The following is an 18,344-nucleotide window of genomic DNA, read 5'->3' on the forward strand; positions in this document are numbered from 1 at the left end:
CGCTAGCCGTCCACTCGGAACGTCAACGTGGTCGTGCCCAGCTGGATCATGTCGCCCGGGTTGAGCGCCACGGCAGACACCCGCTGACCGTTGACCATGGTGCCGTTCGTCGAGCCGAGGTCCGTCAGCACGACCTGGCTGCCGTCGTAGTCCAACCGGGCATGACGGCGCGAGATACCGACGTCGGGCAGGCGAAGGTTCGCCTGGTCCCCTCGGCCGATCACCGTCGAACCCATCTGCAACGGGTAGGTGCGCCCGTCACCGGACACCAGGCCCACATTGCGGCCACCGTGCCCGTGCTGTTGGTAACCGCCGCCACCACCCTGCTGGTCATAGGGCGAGTACGCGGGCTGGGCGTCATACGCCGGCTGTTGCACCGGAGCGACCTCGCCGCCGGTGTACACCTCCGCCGTGACCCGGAACATGCCCGTGTCCAGCCCATCCCCACGCTCGATCTCGACGATCACATCGCCGTAGACCGTCCAGGCCTGCTCGCCGATGAACTCCGCCTGCGACTGGGCCAGTTCCTGGGCCAGTGCGGCGGCATACGGCGCCAGCCTGCTGTGATCGTAGGGCGAAAGATCGATCACGTAGCGGTTCGGCACGAGAGTCCGGCCTCCGGCGAGGATAGCCTTGTGTGCCTCAGCCTCCCGCTGCATGGCATTCAGGATCTCCACCGGGTGCACGACACCCTTGAATACCTTGGCGAAGGCCCCTTCGACCAGGCCTTCCAATCGCTTTTCAAAGCGCTGCAGCACGCTCACCGGCTCCTCCTCGGGTTCCGAGGACATGATGGTATCCGGCCGCCGCTTGCGCATCTCCGCGCCGAGCGACCGGTAGCTCCTGACCCTCGTATAACGCCCCACAACGCCGTGCTAGTCTTCCTGGCGTCGCGGGGAAACAACTGGTCGCGATGTAATGAGGGACAGCGTAGTCTGTTCCGGCTAACGCAGTGCCACGGGGATGTGGCGGAATGGCAGACGCGCACGGTTCAGGTCCGTGTGTCCGAAAGGACGTGGGGGTTCAACTCCCCCCATCCCCACGAGTTACCTAGGGGCTCTCTGTCCGCGTAATGCGCGGACCGGGGGCCCCTCGTTATTTTGCTCCGGGGGCTAAGCCCCCGGAGGCCCCGCGGTGCGGTGGGCTCGGTTCGGCCGGTTTCTTGCGGTTGGTAGGTGCCTCAAATCACTCTGGAGTAGCCGAAAATTATTGGGCTTCGTCCGTTACGGGCGTGTTCGCCGGTTCTTCAGCTATGCGCGCGGGCCGGCGCTCCGTCCAACCCGGCTATCCACTCGACCCCAGCGCCGCGCCCCCAGCGCTCTGTTCAACCTCTGAGCTACCCCTGCCTCAGCGCCCCGACCCAGAGCCCCCCTCGGCGCCGCGTCCCGGCGCTTACTCAACCTCAACGCTCTGTCCTGCTCCGGTGCCATGTCCGGTCCCAAAGCTCCGTTCGACCTCAACGCGGTGCCTGGTCCAGCGCTCCGTTCCATCCCGGCGCCGCGCCCTGCCCAGCGCCGCGCTTGACCTCTAGCGCTGCACGCATTCGGAAGGCCCGCGTTCGTCCAGCTCGCATCCACCCTGCGGCCTCCTCAAGCCGCGCCGCGCCCATGCACCGGGCTATGCCCACCCCCAAGCTTGTCCCACCGTGTTTGTGGGCCCACCGGCCATGTAGCCGCCCCCAGCCCTGTGGTCCAGCCCGCCACCCGGTCCAACCCGCAACCCGACCCGGCCCCTGCCGCCACCCGGCCCGCCACCGCCACCCGGCCCGCCACCGCTGCCCGGCCCGCCACCGCTGCCCGGCCCGGCCCGCCGCCACCCGGCCCGCCACCGCTGCCCGGCCCGGCCCGCCGCCACCCGGCCCGGCCCGGCCCGGCTAACACCAGACTCGGCCCGCCACCCGGTCCATTTCACAACGTGGATTGCCCACCGGCCACCGCCGACCTGAGCCACGAGCGCTACCTGCCGTGGTCCTGCGTGTCGCCGATCCCCTGCCCACCACCTGGCCTCACCCGCCGACCGTCCTTACAACCCCGACCCCGCCTGGCTCTGCCCGACCAGCCCATCCGATACAGCCCTGCCAGCCCGCCCACCCGACCTGCCCGCCCTGCCCGCCCTGCCCGACCTGCCCGACCCGCCCGCCCTGCCCGACCCGCCCAACCCGCCCAACCTGGCGCCCACCCGACCTGCCGACCTGCCGAACCCGATACGGCCTCGTTCCTGACCCGGCTCCACCTGATCCCAGCTCCCCGCCCTGACGGACCCGACCCGACCCGACCCAGCCCGGCCCGGCCCGACCCAGCCCGGCCCGGCCCGGCCCGGCCCAGCCCAGCCCAGCCCAGCCCAGCCCAGCCCAGCCCAGCCCAGCCCAGCCCAGCCCAGCCCAGGACTGTTGCCATCGGCCGGGGTCATCCGGGCGGGTGGGGGGTTTTCGTCGGGCCGCTGATGCTCGGTTTGGTCACAGTTCGTGATCGGTGGTTGGCCGGGCGCGTCCTGGGTGTCGGGTCGGTGGCCGCCTGGGCTCTTCCGGGTGAACGTGGGGGATGAGGCAGCGGCGCCGGGCTGTGGGTTCGAGGACGGAAGGTGAGCGCCGGGGCGTTATGCTCTCGACTGTTTTCCGCCCCCAAGGCCTTTGGAGAGTTCACTCGTGGCCGTTGCTCTGGTAACTGGATCAGGTGGTCTCATCGGGTCGGAGGCTGTCCGGCACTTTGCCGGGCTGGGACTCGACGTGGTCGGGATCGACAATGACATGCGGCAGGAGTTCTTCGGGGCGGAGGCCTCCACCGCGTGGAATGTCCGGCAGCTGAGCAGCGAGCTCGGTGACCGCTACGAGCACCATGGCGTGGACATCCGCGACCGGGACGCCGTCGCCAAGATTTTCCGGCGGTACGGCAAGGACATCGCCGTGGTCATCCACACTGCGGCCCAGCCGTCACACGACTGGGCTGTCCGGGATCCGTTCACCGACTTCGACGTGAACGCCGGTGGCACGCTGACGATGCTGCAGAACACCCGGGAGCACTGCATCGAGGCTCCGTTCCTGCACTGTTCCACCAACAAGGTGTATGGCGACACGCCGAACCGGCTTCCGCTGATCGAGCAGGAGACCCGGTGGGAGCTCGACTCCTCGCATGCCTACTACGAGGGCATCACCGAGGACATGTCGATCGACCAGACGCTGCACTCGGTGTTCGGTGCTTCCAAGGTCGCCGCTGATGTGATGGCTCAGGAGTACGGCCGCTATTTCGGGATGAAGACCGCGATCTTCCGGGGTGGCACGCTCACCGGGCCGGCTCACTCCGCGACCGAGCTGCACGGCTTCCTGGGGTACGTGATGCGCGCCAACATGGAACGCCGGACGTACCGGATCTTCGGCTACAAGGGCAAGCAGGTCCGCGACGCCATCCACAGCCATGATGTGCTGAGCGCGTTCGAGGCTTTCTTCCGGAACCCGGGTTCGGCGAAGGTGTACAACCTCGGTGGTGGCCGGCACTCGAACTGCTCGAACCTCGAGGCGTTCGCGATCGCCGGCAAGATCAGTGGCACTGAGATGATCACCGAGTATGTGGATGACAACCGGATCGGCGACCACCAGTGGTGGATCGGGTCGATGGCCGCGTTCCAGGCCGACTACCCGGAGTGGAAGCAGGTCTACGACGTGCCGATGATCCTGCAGGAGATCCACGACGCCAACGTCGACAAGTGGGTGGCCCAGCCGTGATCGATCTCGGTAAGAAGAACGTGCTCGGTGTCCTGGTGGACGCCGTCGATTACGAGGCTGCCACCGCGAAGATCATCGACGCGGCCCGGGAGCGCCGGCACTATGCCGTGACCGCGCTCGCGGTGCACGGTGTGATGACCGGGGTGCAGGACAAGGCGCACAACGCCCGGCTCAATTCGTTCGATCTGGTGACGCCGGACGGCCAGCCGGTGCGTGGGGCGCTCAACGTGCTGCACCACGCCGGCCTGACCGACCGGGTCTACGGCCCCGAGCTCACCCTGCGGGTGCTGCGCCAGGCCGCGGCGGAGGGCCTGCCGGTCTATCTGTACGGATCGACGCAGCCGGTTCTCGACAAGCTGGTCCCGGCGCTGGAGCGGATGTTCCCGGCGCTGAAGCTCGCGGGTGTCGAGGCTTCCAAGTTCCGGGTCAACCACCCGGGCGAGGATGCCGAGATCGCCGATCGGATCAAGTCGTCGGGTGCGCGCATCGTGCTGGTCGGGCTGGGGTGCCCGCGCCAGGAGGTCTGGGCGTACGCGATGCGCCCGTTGCTGGACATGCCGCTGCTCGCGGTCGGGGCGGCGTTCGACTATCACGCCGGCTTGTTGCGGAACCCGCCCGCGTGGATGCAGAAGTACGCCCTCGAGTGGCTGTGGCGCCTCTTCCTGGAGCCCAAGCGCCTGTGGAAGCGTTACATCCTGCTGAACCCGAACTACGTGGCGCGCCTGACCGCGCAGCGGATGGGGCTCTGGAAGGCGAATCCGCCGGCTCCGACATCCGACACGGTCGCCAGCTACTCGGTGTGAGACCGGTGCCGGGACCCCTTCGTGTTCGTTGAGGGGATCCCGGCCGACCTCCCCAGGTCGAGCCGTTCGGCGCCGCAGGGTCCGGCGTCCGGGACCCGACAGTAGGACACACATCACAATCGCAACAGGGTGCATTGTCCATTTCACCCCCAGTGCTGAACGCGTACCGCAGTAAGCAGATCACTCAGCGTTCTTCCATGACCCCTACGGGTCGGCAATCCGGTGGTTTCCCGGTTTTGCGGGTTGCGCGACTGGTGAAGTCTGTCGATGTGAACACCACCACAGACCTTGTTCTGATCGGCGCCCTCGCCGCGGTCTGGCTCGCCGCCGGACTGCTCGCCGATTCGCTTCCGGTCGCCCGTACGGCGCGGGAGCTCCGGCGCCGCGCCCGGGCGCTGTCCACGGTGGTCGGTGCCGGCGCCGCGGTGTTCATCGCCGTGCCGGTCCTGACCGGGTTGCTGCCGGGCGAGTCGGACGCACCCACCGCCGCGATGTTCCCGGCCGTGCCGGCGCTGCTGGTGCTGCTCGTGACCGGCCGGCGCCTCATGAGGATCCGCCGTGGCGCCGATGTGTTCGCCGCCGCTCCGCACGCACCCGCCCCGCCGGCCCTGCGCGCCGCGGCCGCCCATCCCTGGGTCGCGGTGCCTCTTCAGGTGACCGGCTTGGCGGCACTTGTCGGCGTACCCATCGCGGCTGATCTTGTGAAGTTGCCCGGCACCAACGTCTCGGGCATCGCGATCAGCATGGTCGGCATCGCCGTCGTGGCCCTGGTGCTGCGGCATGCGATCCGGCACAGCCGGTTGAACCTGGCGGTTCTCGCGCCGCTCGGCTGGGGACGGCAGGTGCCGGCGCCGATCGCATTGCGCACCGAGCGTTACAAGCCGCTTCCCGAGGAGACACCCCGCGCCGCCGCCGCTGAGGTCAACCGCACCACCGGGGTGAAAGCGGTCGACCTCGCGGCCTGAGATCGGCTACTTACCGTGCTTGGCTTCCTGCACGTAGAGAAGTTCGAGGATCGACCGGGCCGCCTCGAACCAGCGGTCCAGCCAGTCGGAGGCCGGCATCGTCCCGCGCGCGGGGAGTTCCTGCAGGAGCCCGCGCAGCAGCGGGTGGTCGGCCATCGACGGCGCCGGGATCGGGGTCGGCGTGGAGGTCGCGTCGATCCAGCCGCCGGACGGGAAGACCGGCTCGGTCAGGCCCTGCATGTCCAGCGAGGGCGCCTTCCCCGATCGTTCCAGGGCCGGGCGATCCAGGGCCGGGCGATCCAGGTGGGAACGGTCCAGGGTCGGTCGGTCCAGCGGACCGGACGCCTCGATCGGGGTACGGGTCGGCAGGCCGGACGAGGACAGGCCGGGTCCGCCGCCGCGGGAAACCAGCTCGCCGTCACCGTTCTCCACCGCCATCGCCGCGTCGCGCCGGTTCTGCCGGTACGCGCTGACGCCCCCGCTGAACCGATCCTGTGCGGACGGGGATCCATTGCTGAGGTTGTCGGAACCGATCGTCATGTGTTCTCGCCTTGCCTCGCTGGTTAGTTGGCTCTGCCCCGCACCGTCACGAGTGGCCCTGCCCGCACCGCCATGCGAGGAAGACGGTCAGCCGTACGGGCGACGGCGGGACGTCAGCGCGGTCCGGCCCGCACTTAAGGCGTTCAACGAGGCTCGTCGCGGAGGGCGACGGTACAAATCCGGCAAAATACGCATATGACCGTCACCGCCCGCCCGGCCCCTGAGCAGGTGAGGCCAAGCGAGCAGGTGAGCGGATGCGCCGATCGGCGCTTCCCGGAGCGTGATCGGCGGTGTCACCAACCGGCCGTGCGGGGCCGGCGTTTCAGTTCAGCAACCGGCCGTGCGGGGCCGGCTCGCAACCCAGGGCCGGGTTACCGATCGAACTCGCCGTCCTTGGCGCCTCCCACGAAGGCGTCCCACTCGTCCGCGGTGAAGATCAGCGCCGGACCGGTCGGGTTCTTCGAGTCACGTACCGCGATCGCCTCGTCGACGAACGCCACTTCAACGCAGTTGTCACAGTTCGGACCACTACGAACACTCTTGAACCACTGTGCACGGCTCAGATCGATCCGGAAACCCTTGGTTTCGACTTCCACAATGGCTCCTCTGCCAGCATTGCGATCATGTTCCTGGACTCCTCCGGGGGGAGGGCCGACGATCGGATGGCATCGAAGATCAAGTTGTACTTGTGCAGTTCATCGGCTTTCTCCAGAAAGAGACCACCGGTTGCGTTCTCCACGAACACCACATCCGGGTCCTCGGCATCCGGGAAGTCGAGGACCGCGAACGTGCCATCCATGCCGGCGTGTGCCCCCGCCGCGAACGGCAGGATCTGGAGAGTGACGTTCGGCAGTTCAGCCATCTCGGCCAGGCGGTGCAACTGCTCCCGCATGACCTCGTCGCCGCCGACCGGCCGACTCAGCACCGCCTCATCGAGTACCACCCAAAGATCGATCGGATCGTCCTGAATCAATAACGCCTGGCGCGCCATTCGGACTCGTACCCGCTGCTCGATTTTTTGGTCGGCGTCACCCACCCGGGCGGCCCGAATCATCGCAATTGCGTACTTGTCGGTCTGCAAAAGTCCGGGAACCACCTGCTGCTCGTACGACCGGACGGACCGCGCCGCGGCCTCGAGTCCCACATATGCCCCGGTGAGAACCGTGCTGAATGGGTGCCACCAGCCTTTTTGCCGGGCCTCCCGGGCAATTTGCACCAATTCATCGGATACCGCGCCATCCACGCCGTAGATGTCCAACATGTCCTTGACGTCGCGCGGGGTCGCACTGGTGTGGCCGGTCTCGATCCTGGACACCTTGGACGGTGAACAGCCGAGACGGTCGGCCACGACATCGATCGTCACGCCGGCACCGTCGCGGTATCGACGGAGCTCGGCGCCGAGCCGGCGGCGGCGGATGGTCGGGCTACGGCGCGGGTTCACACTCACCTCCGAGGGGCGGACGGAACCGGCAAGATGCTCCGCCGTACGGCGTTTGTCGGTTCCAGTCTCTCTGTTGATCTCTTGATCCTTCAAGCGTCGACAGTGATCACTTCGTCACGGACGGCTGACATGCAACTTGCATCGATTGCAGGCGTGGTGCAATCTTTCGGGTATGGCGCTCGTCACCGCACTTTCCGGTGACAGCATCGGTCCCGGCGGGCCGCCAGCGAATCGACACCGATCGAGGGTGCCCCGCTCCCACCATTGTCCTACGTGGACTCCAGTAAGTCCCGGGGTCCGGACGGGGCCGTCTCGCGTCGTTACGGCACCGTTGTGATGATTGGCACCATCACAACCTTGCCAACACGTACGAGCCGGGCACACTGGAACATCTGTGTTCACCGTGCGGCAAATCGGTGTTTGCCACCAGACTGCGTTCAGGAACAGGAGATGACGTGCTTCCTCGGTCCGGCGATGTCATCCATGTGACGAAGGCGGCGAGCGTCCAATTCTCTTCGCCGATGCTTTTCCGGGTCATCCGCGTCCACGACTGGCCGACGTACGAAGGCTGGATCTGGCTGGACGGCTACGAGCTCAACTCGACCGGTGACGCGGTCGAGCGCCGCTCCATCTTTGTGCAGGTCGGCGGCCTGCGACAGGTCGGAAAAGCACCGGATCCGCGCGCCCGCAACGGTCGTCAGCCGGGGTTGAACCCGGGCACGCTCCCGGCCCGTGCGCTGCGCGCCAACCGCTGATCAGTCCTCGTCGTACACGACCGACGGCGTCGGGGCGATGCTGCTCGGCGCCGTCGTGGCCGCGGTCGGCGTCGACGCGATGATCAGGTTGATGATCGTGTCCCCGGGCACCTGCTGCCCCTCGATCGGATCACTGCCGATCACCGTGTCCGGCGGCGCGTCCGTGCTCGCCACATACCGCAGCCGGTAATTGAGCCCCTTACGGTTCAGTGCCGTCCGGGCCTCGTCCAGCGACAACCCGCGCAACGCCGGGATCGCGATGTCACTCGGCGAACTCACCGGCGCGCTGGACGGCTCGGTCGTGGCCGGCGCAACGCTCACCGACGCCTCCACGGACGGCGTTTGCACAGGTGAGGGCGTTATCGCCGCACTCACCACGGGCAGCGGCGAATCCCCGTTCTCGTCTTTTGTGGACTGCACGATCAGATAGACGCCCCAGCCCAGCAACCCGAGCAGAACCATCGCCAGGATGCCGACCAGAATGGGCGTCCACCATTTTCCGGACGGTTCGGGCTCCCAGTCCGTACGGATGGAATCGTCACCCGGCCGGGGGGCACGCACGCCGGCGCGGCCCGCCCAGATGTTTTCTTCCTCGCCCCAGACCGACGTCGCATCGTCGTTGTGGACCGACCGGTAGACAGTTGTGGCATCCGCGGGCGCCGCCGGAGGAATGATTCGTGTCGCATCATCCTGCTTCCGGGTACGCCCGTTCGGCTGATTTGCGCCGTCCTCCTCACTCTCGTCACGGAACGGGAAGAACTCGCCGGTCTCGTCCGACATAGCCGCACCCTCCTCCCGGAACCGACTCCAAGAAATCAACTTAGCCAATCTTGAAGCTTCGCTCATCGATTCGCAGGCATCGTCACCTACCGCTACAGTGCCCCGCATGGCCGAGAAGGGCTGGACAACGCAGGTGGCAGCCGCCGCAGTGGTGGCTGCCGGGACGGGCGCCGCCCAGCTGGGACTGGGATACGGTCTCGGCGTGGTGGTCTGGCCCACGACCCCGGCCGCCGACAACAGCATCTGGTTGGGCAGCCTCGGCTGGGCCACCTGGATCGCCGCGAGCGCGACGGTGTTCGGCGCGGTGACAGCGGGCCGCATGGGCCGCACCACCGGCGGACTCTGGCGCGTCACCCTGGCGATCTCCGCCGCGATCGGCGCGCTGCTGACGATCGCGCTGATCGCGCTCCCCGCCCGGGTCGCGGTCCGGACCGGCACATTCTCACCCCAGACAATCGCCGGAGGGTACGCAGCGATCGGCGTCGCCCTGGGCCTGGTGATCGCCTACTGGGCCATCGTCTCCCGGCCGGTGGCAGCCAACCTCATAGCCACCGCCACCTGGCTCTGGACCCTGGCCGCGGCCGCGGTGGCCCTCGACGTGTTCTGGCACCGCCCCTCAGCCACGTACCTGGGCAGCTGGCAGTTCGCCGCACCGGCCGAGGGCGGCCTGGTCGGCACCATCTACTGGCCCAGCACCCTGCTCACTATGCTGGCCGCGTTCACCATCGGCGTGCTAGGCGCCGGCCCGGCCGCCCGCCGGGGCAACTTCGGCCTGGGTACGGCGTCATCCGGAGCCGTGGGCCCACTCCTGGTCGCCCTGGCGTTCTCCGTGCTCGCACCCCAGCTCGACGAGGCCATGGGCCCCCTGGAGTCGGCGTACCTCACGGCTCCGTACGCCATCCTCGCCGGCCTGGCCGGATCTGCGCTGACGGTGTCGATCAGCCGGCAGGCAGCGGTCCGGCGAGCAGCCCGGGCAGCGGCGCAGCCCTCCCGCCGCAAGCCCTTCTGGGCAAAATCCACCGCCAAGAACACCGGCGCGATCGCTACCGGCCGGGCCACCGCCCCGGCGCCCCCGCCCCAGCCCCAGCCCCAGCCCCAGCCAGAGAGCAACACCCCGAAGCAACGCCGCTCAACGGTCGCCGCTCCACCAGCCATCCCGACCGTGGCCAAAATCAACACGCCCCCGGCCGACGCACCCACCAGCCCGCCATCCGGCCGATCCGCTGGCCGTTCATCCGCCGCGGCCCTCCCCGACACACAGCCACCCACGGCTGGACCGTCCGGGCCGACGCCGCCCTCGCCCAGCTCGTCCGCCGCAAGCTCGTCTGCCGCAAGCTCGTCCACGGCCGGGCGTGCTGCTGCCAGGCCGTCCGCCGCTGGGTCTTCTACGGCGAGGCCGTCCTCCGCCGGCGGCTCGTCCTCGGATCGTCTCGCTGCCAGCTCGTCCGCGGGCCGGTCGGCCACCGGGCCGTCCGCAGCTCGGCCGTCCGCAGCTCGGCCGTCCGCAGCTCGGCCGTCCGCTCCCCGGCAGGCTTCTCACCCCGCCGGCACAAACCCCACCATCTCGGGCAGCATGATTTCCGGAAACACCGGCCCTGGGACGCCGACGCCCGACGTCAGCCAGCCCGGATCCGGCAACGCAGGCTCGCCCACGCCTGATTCGCTCAGGTCCGGCTCGCCCACGCCTGACTCGCTCAGGTCCGGCTCGCCCACGCCCGGCTCGCCCACGCCCGGCTCGCCCACGCCCGGCTCGTCCGCATCCGGCTCGTCCGCATCCGGCGAGGGTGCGGTCGGCGAGGGCACGGCTGGCGAAGGCGTGTCGGCAGGCGTACGGAAGGCCCCGGCTGCTTCAGCTGCAAGAAAGGCTGCGAAGGCCGCACCCACCTCCGCGGCGACAAAAGAGGCATCCAGCACTTCTGCCCCAAAGGCCACACCCGCCAGGAAAGCCACGCCCAGGAAGACCGCACCGGCCAAGAAGGCTTCCTCGCCGGAAACCCCGGCAAACGACACAACCGACTGATCGCAGCAAGCGCCACATATGCAAAAACACCGCCCACAATGGGCGGTGTTCTTGGTGGATCAGCCGAGAATCAGGCCTGGCGGATAGCTTCGCCCTCGATCTCGATCTTGATCTTCTTGCCGATCATGACGCCACCGCTCTCGAGCGCGACGTTCCAGGTCAGGCCCCAGGCCTCGCGGTCGATCTCGGTGGTCGCGCTGAAGCCGAAAACCGACTGTCCGTACGGGCTGACGGTCGCACCCTCGAATTCCACCACCAGCTCGACCGGCTTGGTGACGTCCTTGATGGTGAGCTCACCGTCGAGCACGAATTCGGCGCCCGAGTGAGACTTGATGCCGGTGCTGCGGAACGTGATCGTCGGGTACTTCTCCGCCTCGAAGAAGTCGCCGGTGCGCAGGTGGTTGTCGCGGTCGACCTGGCCGGTCTCGACGCTGGCGGTCGTGATCGAGGCGACCACGGACGACTGCAGCGGGTCCTCGCCGACGGTGATGGTCGCGGTGGCCTCGGCGAACTGGCCGCGGACCTTGCTGACCATGAGGTGCCGCGCGATGAAGCCGACACGCTTGTGGGCACCGTCGAGCTCGTAGGTGCCGGCGGCCGGGAACTGCAGACCCTCGAACTCGCGGATGGTGTCAGTCATGACGGTGTTCCTCTCTGGGGCAGAGCCAGTAGTTGTCTGACGGAGCAACAATATGCCAAGCAACATTCCCTGTGTCAAGGGAACGCTGTTAGCATGGGTGACGTGGCACCTGACTTCGACGACCCCCGGTTCACCGCGTTCGGCTTGTTCTCCGAGGCCTACACCGGTCTCACCAACCGCTTCGCTGCCCAGTTCGAGCAGCACAGACTCTCCTCGGTCGAGTTCGAGGTGCTCCTGCGGCTGGCCCGCTCGCCGCAGGACAGACTGCGGATGACCGACCTGGCCAGCCAGACCTCGCTGTCCACCAGCGGAGTGACCCGGGTCGTCGACCGGATGGACAAGGAGGGGCTGATCCGCCGGGAAGCCTGCCCCAGCGATCGCCGGAGTTCGTACGCGGTGATCACCGAGGACGGCATCCAGCGACTCGGCGAGGTTCTCCCCGGCCACCTGGACCTGATGCAGCAGTGGTTCATCGGCCAGCTGACCCCGGGCCAGCTCGACCAGATGATGGAATCCCTGCGTCACATCCGCGACGCGGTCAACCCGTGCGCCACCGCCGGCAGCGGCGAGCCCCTCGCCCAGGCGAGCTGACTCCGGGCCGGACGACACGGCGACATAAGGACGTGAACGCAAGCCGCCAACTCCTCATGTCCACACCGAGTGACGAGCCGTCATCACGTGGTGAACGTGGCCTCACACGGTCGGGTGATTAACCGGCAGAACTACCGGCAGAACCGCCGGATGTCGATGCCGAAACCAGCCTATCCACACATATCGCCCGCCCGAGCCGGATAGTGTGATCTCCGCAGGGGGACGCGGCGCGGCCGAGGCCGGGGCGGGGCAATCGGGGGAGCCATCGTTCTCGCCGCGTTTTACTGGGGCGTTGCGACGACCGGCGTTGTGGGGGGCACGTAAAGCGCCGGTCGTCCACGCCGCAGTGCCCCATCACTCACCGATCTGGCTGCGTTCGCGGGGCAGCAGCTCGATTCCGCCCGCGCGGCAGATCGCTGTCAGCCGTTGCCGGACCCGCTCCCGATCGTCCTCGTCCACCGTGCTTCTGACCTGGCCGATCAGCGCCTGCGCCACATCTCGCGGGTCGTGGCCGTGCTCGTATGCCACCGCCGCGGCCGCGTAACTCTCCGCCGCTCGTTTGTGTTCGCCGCGGTGCAGGGCCAAGGCTCCCTCGACAACCGCCGCCGGGCCGTCCGGGGGTGTGGTCGAGTCCTGGGGCCGGAGGTCGTCGAGCACCGCCGCCGCCTCGGTGAGCCGGCCCGCCTCGGCGAGGGCCTGACCGATGGTCGCAAGGACCCGCCGGCGGTGGCCAGGGTCACCGACGTCCTCCAGTTCGCTGATGGCGTGGCGGCCGAGCCGGGCGGCTTCGTCGAGGTGGCCGTCGAGGCGTTCGACCTCGGCGAGGTTGGCTGCCGCGACCGCCCGGAGCCGGTGCTCGCCGCAGCGGGTGGCCAGCCGGTCCACCTCGGCCAGCCGGGCGCGGGCCTCGGCCAGGTCCCCGCGGCGGATCTCGTGCCAGGTCAGGTTGTTCTCCGCCACCGCCGTGTCCCGGACGCGGCCGCTGCTCCGGGCCAGGTCGAGAGCCGCTTCGCCGTGGAACCGGGCTCGCTCGAAGACGCGGGTGGTCATCCACAGGGCGGCGAGCTGGGTGTGGGCGGTGAGCTGGCCGCCGATGTCGCCCAGGTCCCGGAAATCAGCGAGGGCGGCCTCGGCCGAGCCGATCTCCTCGGCACCGGAGCCGTGTTCGAGGGCGAGCTGGGCGAGCCCCACCTTGGCCCAGGCCCGTACGGCGGGATCCGCGTCGGCCGTTCGAGGGTCGGCCAGCAACCTGCGCAGCCATTGCCGGCCGGTCACGTCCCGGCCCCGGAAGCGCCACCAGCGGGGCAGGCAGGCGGCGATGCGCAGGGCGGTGTGCGGGTTCTCCCGGGCCGCCCAGCCGAGGGCGGCGCCCAGGTCGCCCGCCACGTCGTCGAGGCGGGCCGCGGCCTCCGCGAGCCGGGTGCCTTTCAGCTCGGGGACGATGCTGAGGGCCAGTCCGGCCAGCACCTCGGCGTGCCGTTGCAGGGCGGCGTGCAGGTCTCCCTGGGCCGCGGCCTGTTCGAGGGCGTAGTCACCGACCACGTCGAGCAGCCGGAAGCGGAAGGCCCGGGCACCGCGGGCACTGAGCAGGCCGAGTTCGAGGAAGCGGTCGAGCAGGTGCACCACGTCGGTGGCCGGGCGGCCGTCGACGATCTGCTCGGCAAGGTCCAGTGACCAGCGGTTACGGAAGGTGGCGAGGCGGTGCAGGGCGCTCTGCTCCTCGGCTGAGAGCAAGCGGTAGCTGGCCGCCACCGCGTCGCGTACGGACACCACTCCCCCGTCCGCCGGGCGGCCGGAGAGGTCGAGCACGCGGTCGCCGTACCTGTCGAGCATCTCTTCGACGGTGAGCACCCGCCCGCGGGCCGCGGCCAGCTCGAGGGCGATGGGCAGGCCGCCGAGGCGGCGGACCAGCGCCGCGAGCGGTGCGACCTCCTCGGGTTCGACAGGGGCACCGCGCACCTTGGTGAGGCGGTCGAGGAAGAGCGCGACCGCGGGGTATCCGGCGACGTCGGCGAGGGTGGGGCCGGCCGCCGCGGGCGGGGCGATCAGTGGGGCGACCGGCCAGACGCGTTCTGTGGGCAGGCCGACCGGGTGCCGACCGGTGGCGAGGAAGCGCAGGGTGGGGTGCTGGACGAGCAGGTGACCGAGCGCCTCGGCGATGGCTTCGGGCGCTCGTTCCACGGCGTCGATGAGCAGCAGGGCGGCCCGGCCGGCAAACCGCGGGGACAGGTCGTCGGGGCGGCCGACGCCGAACACCGCGGCGACACCGCCGAGCACCTCGCCGGCGGTGGAACCGTCGGTGACGACGATGCCGGCGACACCACCGGGGTGCGCTCCGGCGACCCGGTGGGCGACCGTCAGAGCCAGGCTGGTCTTGCCGACCCCGGCCAGGCCGACCAGGGTGATCCCGCGCGGGCCCTCCGCCATCGGCTGGGACAGCCGGGTGACGAGCTCGGTCACCTCGCCGTCGCGGCCGATCAGGTCACCGGCCGGGGGCAGCCGGATGAAGCGCGGGGTCGACGGTGAGCTGGAGGGCTGACCGCGGGCCGCGGCGAGGAAGGCCAGGCGGTCCGCCCCGGACAGGCCGAGGGCGGCGGCGAGCAGCTCCGCGGTGGTGCGCTGCGGACGCGAGGCACGGCCCCGTTCGAGATCCCGGACCGTGCGGACGCCGACCGCGGCGCGGGACGCGAGCTCCTCCTGGGTCAGCTTCGCCCGCAGCCGGTAGCTGCGCAGCACGGCGTCGAATCCCGGACCGTCCTGGTCCGTCCCGTGATCGGACGTCATGCTCTTGAACCTAGGCAGACACGTCGATGAATGCCGACCTCAGAACGCGGTTTGTCGACTAACCGACGCAATCTCCGCCGGATTTGCCGCCAAAGCTGCCCGCACGTCCAAGATCTCCTGATGACCGTCAGAGACCCAGGCCCCGAGCGATGATCATCCGCTGCACCTCTGAGGTGCCCTCGCCGATCTCGAGGATCTTGGCGTCGCGGTAGAAACGCCCGACCGCCGACTCGTTCATGAAGCCGTAGCCACCGTGCACCTGCGTCGCGTACCGGGCGTTGTCCATCGCGGCCTCACTCGCGTACAGCTTCGCGAGAGCGGCCTGATGCTTGAAGTCGCCTCCTTCGAGCAGGCGGGCGGCGGCGTCGTAATAGGACATCCGAGCCACGTACGCGCGCATCTCCATGTCCGCGATCATGAACTGAATCGCCTGGTACGAGCCGATCGGGCTACCAAACGCCTGCCGGTCGCGGGCGTACTTGACGGACTCGTCGACGCAACCCTGGGCCAGGCCCGTGGCGAGGGCGGCGATCGCGATCCGGCCCTCGTCGAGGATGCGCAGGAACTGGGCGTATCCCCGGCCACGCTGCCCGAGCAGGTTGGCCGCCGGCACCCGTACGTCGTCGAACGCCAGCTCATGGGTGTCCGACGCGCACCAGCCGACCTTGGAGTACCCGGGCGCGACGGTGAAGCCGGGCGTCCCGGACGGCACGATGATCGTCGACAGCTCCTTGCGGCCGTCGGGCAGCGTGCCGGTCACCGCCATCACCGAGACCAGGCACGTGATGTCGGTGCCGGAGTTCGTGATGAACGCCTTGGACCCGTTGATGACCCATTCGCCGGTGGACTCGTCGAGCACCGCGCGGGTGGTCGTCCCGCCCGCGTCCGAACCGGCCCCCGGCTCGGTCAGCCCGAAAGCGGCCAGTGCCTCACCGCTCGTCAGTCTGGGCAGCCACTGTTCCTTCTGTTCGGGCGTACCGAAGCGGTAGATCGGCATCGCACCCAGCGAGACCGCCGCTTCCAGCGTGATCGCGACGCTGCTGTCGATCCGGGCCAGCTCCTCGAGCGCCAGGCACAGCGTGAAGTAGTCGCCGCCCATGCCGCCGTGTTCCTCCACGAACGGGAGACCGAAAAGGCCCATCTTGCCCATCTGGCGGACCAGGTCGTACGGGAAGGTCTTCCGCTCGTAGTGCTCGGCGATGACCGGCGCGACCTGCTCGCGGGCGAACTCCTGCACGCTCTGGCGCAGCGCCTCCTGCTCCTCGCTCAACCGGAAGTCGACCATGACAGGTCCTCTCTAGACCGGAGTGACGCCGTGACGGCGACGGGAGAACGAACGGTCTTTCCCGGCGGCGGCGGAGAAGCGCCGGATCAGCTCTCGACGCAGGTCAGCAGGCTCGACGATGGCGTCGATGACGAGCTCACTCGCCAGGCGCATCACATCGATGTCCCGCTCGTACTCCGCACGGCGCTCGGCGACGAAATCTTCGCGCTCCCCCTCGGGCAACGCCGCGATCTTGTTCGCGTACACCGCGTTGACCGCCGCTTCCGCCCCCATCACCGCGATCTTGGCGGTGGGCAGCGCGAGCGTCGCGTCGGGATCGAACCCGGGGCCGGCCATCGCGTACAGCCCGGCGCCGTAGGCCTTGCGGACTACCACGCAGATCTTCGGCACCGTGGCCTCCGAGATCGCGCTGATCATCTTGGCGCCGTGCCGGATGATGCCCTGTTTCTCGACCGCCGAGCCGACCATGAAACCGGGCACGTCGGAAAGGAAAAGAAGCGGCACATTGAACGCGTCACAGAGCTGCACGAACCGGCTCGCCTTGTCCGCCGAGTCGACGAAGAGCACGCCGCCCTTGAACATCGAGTTGTTGCCGATCACCCCGGTGACCCGGCCGCCGAGACGGGCGAATCCGATGGTCAGCTCCCTGGCCCACAACGCCTGGATCTCGAAGAACGACCCCTCGTCGACGATCCCCTTGATGTAGCGCCGCATATCGAACGCCTGGCGCTCACTCACCGGCACCAGCGCGGAAAGATCCACTGTGGGGGCATCAACCGGAGCGACGGCGGGTGGCTGCTGCGTGTAATTGGCAGGCAGATAGGAAAGATAATTACGTACGACGTCGAGCGCATCCTGCTCGGTCTTGCAGAGGAAATGCCCCACCCCGGACTCGGCGCAGTGCACCCGCGCGCCGCCCATCGCCTCGAGTGTCGTGCGTTCCCCGGTGACCATCTCGACCATACGGTCGGAACCGAGATACATACTCGCGTTGCCCTCGACCATCGCCACGACGTCGCAGAAAGCCGGGATGTAGGCGCCGCCCGCGGCGGACGGCCCGAACAGCGCGCAGACCTGGGGAATAGAGCCGGAAGCGCGCACCTGCGTGTGGAAGATCTTGCCGGCACCCCGCCGGCCCGGGAAAAGGTCGATCTGGTCGGTGATGCGAGCGCCGGCAGAATCAACCAGATACACCATGGGTACGCCAACCGAATACGCGCGCTCGATGATGCGGATGATCTTCTCCACCGTACGGGCGCCCCACGATCCCGCCTTCACGGTCGAATCATTGGCCATCACGCAGACGTCGCGCCCGTCGATCCGAGCGGTTCCGGTGATCACGCCGTCCGCGGGGAGCCCGTCGGCCAAACTGTTGGCATAGAGCCCGTCCTCGACGAACGTGCCCTCGTCGAGCAGCAGGCTCAGGCGTTCCCGGGCGAAAAGCTTGCCCTTGGCGGCGTTCGCGGCATGGTATTTCTCCGCACCCCCGGCAACCGCCCGCTTGCGCGCCTGCGCCAGAGCTTCCCCGGCTGTCAACTCCTCGCCCACCAGCTCTTCGCCCGCCAACTCCTCGCCCACCAGCTCTTCGCCCGCCAACTCCTCGCCCGCCAGCTCTTCGCCCGCCAGGATGGTCCGCACTTCCGCCGTCTGCGCTTCCGCCGTCTGCGCTTCCGCCGTCTGCGCTTCCGCGGCCCGCGCTTCCGCGACCTGCGCTTCCGCGGCCTGCGCTTCCCGGGCGGGCGACGCTTCTCCACCGGGCCGCGCTTCTCCGGCTGGCAACGCTTCCACGTCGAAAGCCACGTGGCCCCCCTCGCCGCTCGTTCGACCCTGAACGATCGTTAGGTTAGCGCAATTGCACGTGGCTGCACAGGTCCAAATGGCGAGACAGCGGACGGGAGCCCCCGCTGGCTGCGGGGACCCCCGTCCGGATGGAGGCCGGTGCTGTGGAGGAGCACCGGTTGCCTCCTGTCGTTCAGCGCCCGAAGGCGCCGCTCGGGTCGCGCCCGGGACCGGCACGACCCG

Annotated in this window: 15 protein-coding genes and 1 tRNA gene; 6 read left to right on the forward strand and 10 right to left on the reverse strand. The window is 68.9% G+C overall.

Annotated elements, in window-relative coordinates; translation table 11 throughout:
* Nucleotides 1-2 precede the first annotated feature (2 nt).
* Nucleotides 3-791 (reverse strand): FhaA domain-containing protein, encoded by a 789-nt coding sequence (locus ACIA6A_RS28215; protein ID WP_396100907.1) that lies wholly within the window; start codon nt 789-791, stop codon nt 3-5.
* A 168-nt stretch (nt 792-959) separates the two neighbouring features.
* Between ACIA6A_RS28215 and ACIA6A_RS28220 the strand changes: the two genes are divergently transcribed.
* The 4 genes from ACIA6A_RS28220 (at nt 960) to ACIA6A_RS28235 (ending at nt 5,486) form a co-directional block, all read left to right on the forward strand.
* Nucleotides 960-1,042 (forward strand) — tRNA-Leu (locus ACIA6A_RS28220).
* A 1,602-nt stretch (nt 1,043-2,644) separates the two neighbouring features.
* The gene (locus tag ACIA6A_RS28225; protein ID WP_396100908.1) at nt 2,645-3,718 is read left to right on the forward strand and encodes an NAD-dependent epimerase/dehydratase family protein; all 1,074 of its coding nucleotides are present in this window, start codon (nt 2,645-2,647) and stop codon (nt 3,716-3,718) included.
* Complete coding sequence (locus ACIA6A_RS28230; RefSeq protein ID WP_396100909.1) at nt 3,715-4,521, forward strand: WecB/TagA/CpsF family glycosyltransferase; 807 nt, start codon at nt 3,715-3,717, stop codon at nt 4,519-4,521. The genes ACIA6A_RS28225 and ACIA6A_RS28230 overlap by 4 nt, the downstream gene beginning before the upstream one ends.
* Before the next feature lie 269 nt (nt 4,522-4,790).
* Entirely contained in the window at nt 4,791-5,486 is a 696-nt protein-coding gene (locus ACIA6A_RS28235; protein ID WP_396100910.1) for a hypothetical protein, read from the forward strand.
* 6 nt (nt 5,487-5,492) lie between these two features.
* On the opposite strand, the gene ACIA6A_RS28240 is transcribed toward ACIA6A_RS28235, so the two are convergent.
* The 3 genes from ACIA6A_RS28240 to ACIA6A_RS28250 form a co-directional block, all read right to left on the reverse strand.
* On the reverse strand, nt 5,493-6,026 hold the full coding sequence (locus tag ACIA6A_RS28240; protein WP_396100912.1) for a hypothetical protein: 534 nt from the start codon (nt 6,024-6,026) through the stop codon (nt 5,493-5,495).
* Between the two features lie 371 nt (nt 6,027-6,397).
* The gene (locus tag ACIA6A_RS28245; protein ID WP_396100913.1) at nt 6,398-6,622 is read right to left on the reverse strand and encodes a DUF397 domain-containing protein; all 225 of its coding nucleotides are present in this window, start codon (nt 6,620-6,622) and stop codon (nt 6,398-6,400) included.
* A complete protein-coding gene (locus ACIA6A_RS28250) occupies nt 6,586-7,467 on the reverse strand; it encodes a helix-turn-helix domain-containing protein (protein ID WP_396101155.1) in 882 nt (293 codons plus the stop codon). Before ACIA6A_RS28250 ends, ACIA6A_RS28245 begins: the two co-directional genes overlap by 37 nt.
* 455 nt (nt 7,468-7,922) lie before the next feature.
* Here ACIA6A_RS28250 and ACIA6A_RS28255 point away from each other — a divergent pair, with 455 nt between their 5' ends.
* Nucleotides 7,923-8,222 (forward strand): hypothetical protein, encoded by a 300-nt coding sequence (locus tag ACIA6A_RS28255; protein WP_396100914.1) that lies wholly within the window; start codon nt 7,923-7,925, stop codon nt 8,220-8,222.
* Here ACIA6A_RS28255 and ACIA6A_RS28260 read toward each other — a convergent pair whose 3' ends face one another.
* The 3 genes from ACIA6A_RS28260 to ACIA6A_RS28270 all read right to left on the reverse strand — a co-directional run bounded on the left by ACIA6A_RS28260 (nt 8,223) and on the right by ACIA6A_RS28270 (nt 11,662).
* On the reverse strand, nt 8,223-9,440 hold the full coding sequence (locus ACIA6A_RS28260; RefSeq protein WP_396100915.1) for a PASTA domain-containing protein: 1,218 nt from the start codon (nt 9,438-9,440) through the stop codon (nt 8,223-8,225). It lies immediately after the preceding gene.
* A 1,098-nt stretch (nt 9,441-10,538) separates the two neighbouring features.
* Nucleotides 10,539-11,012, reverse strand: a complete 474-nt coding sequence (locus ACIA6A_RS28265) for a hypothetical protein (RefSeq protein WP_396100916.1) — start codon at nt 11,010-11,012, stop codon at nt 10,539-10,541.
* 80 nt (nt 11,013-11,092) lie between these two features.
* Nucleotides 11,093-11,662 carry a YceI family protein gene (locus ACIA6A_RS28270; RefSeq protein WP_396100917.1) on the reverse strand — a complete coding sequence of 190 codons (570 nt, stop codon included), beginning with the start codon at nt 11,660-11,662 and terminating at the stop codon, nt 11,093-11,095.
* Nucleotides 11,663-11,755: 93 nt separating this feature from the next.
* Between ACIA6A_RS28270 and ACIA6A_RS28275 the strand changes: the two genes are divergently transcribed.
* On the forward strand, nt 11,756-12,253 hold the full coding sequence (locus ACIA6A_RS28275; RefSeq protein WP_396100918.1) for a MarR family winged helix-turn-helix transcriptional regulator: 498 nt from the start codon (nt 11,756-11,758) through the stop codon (nt 12,251-12,253).
* A 354-nt stretch (nt 12,254-12,607) separates the two neighbouring features.
* On the opposite strand, the gene ACIA6A_RS28280 is transcribed toward ACIA6A_RS28275, so the two are convergent.
* The 3 genes from ACIA6A_RS28280 to ACIA6A_RS28290 form a co-directional block, all read right to left on the reverse strand.
* Nucleotides 12,608-15,037 (reverse strand): ATP-binding protein, encoded by a 2,430-nt coding sequence (locus ACIA6A_RS28280; RefSeq protein WP_396100919.1) that lies wholly within the window; start codon nt 15,035-15,037, stop codon nt 12,608-12,610.
* A 127-nt stretch (nt 15,038-15,164) separates the two neighbouring features.
* Nucleotides 15,165-16,322: an acyl-CoA dehydrogenase family protein gene (locus tag ACIA6A_RS28285; protein WP_396100920.1), complete on the reverse strand. Its 1,158-nt coding sequence runs from the start codon at nt 16,320-16,322 to the stop codon at nt 15,165-15,167.
* Between the two features lie 12 nt (nt 16,323-16,334).
* Entirely contained in the window at nt 16,335-17,858 is a 1,524-nt protein-coding gene (locus ACIA6A_RS28290) for an acyl-CoA carboxylase subunit beta (protein ID WP_396101156.1), read from the reverse strand.
* Between the last annotated feature and the right edge of the window lie 486 nt (nt 17,859-18,344).

The organism is Actinoplanes sp. NPDC051494 (assembly GCF_044454705.1).
In the GTDB taxonomy this organism is placed as follows: domain Bacteria; phylum Actinomycetota; class Actinomycetes; order Mycobacteriales; family Micromonosporaceae; genus Actinoplanes.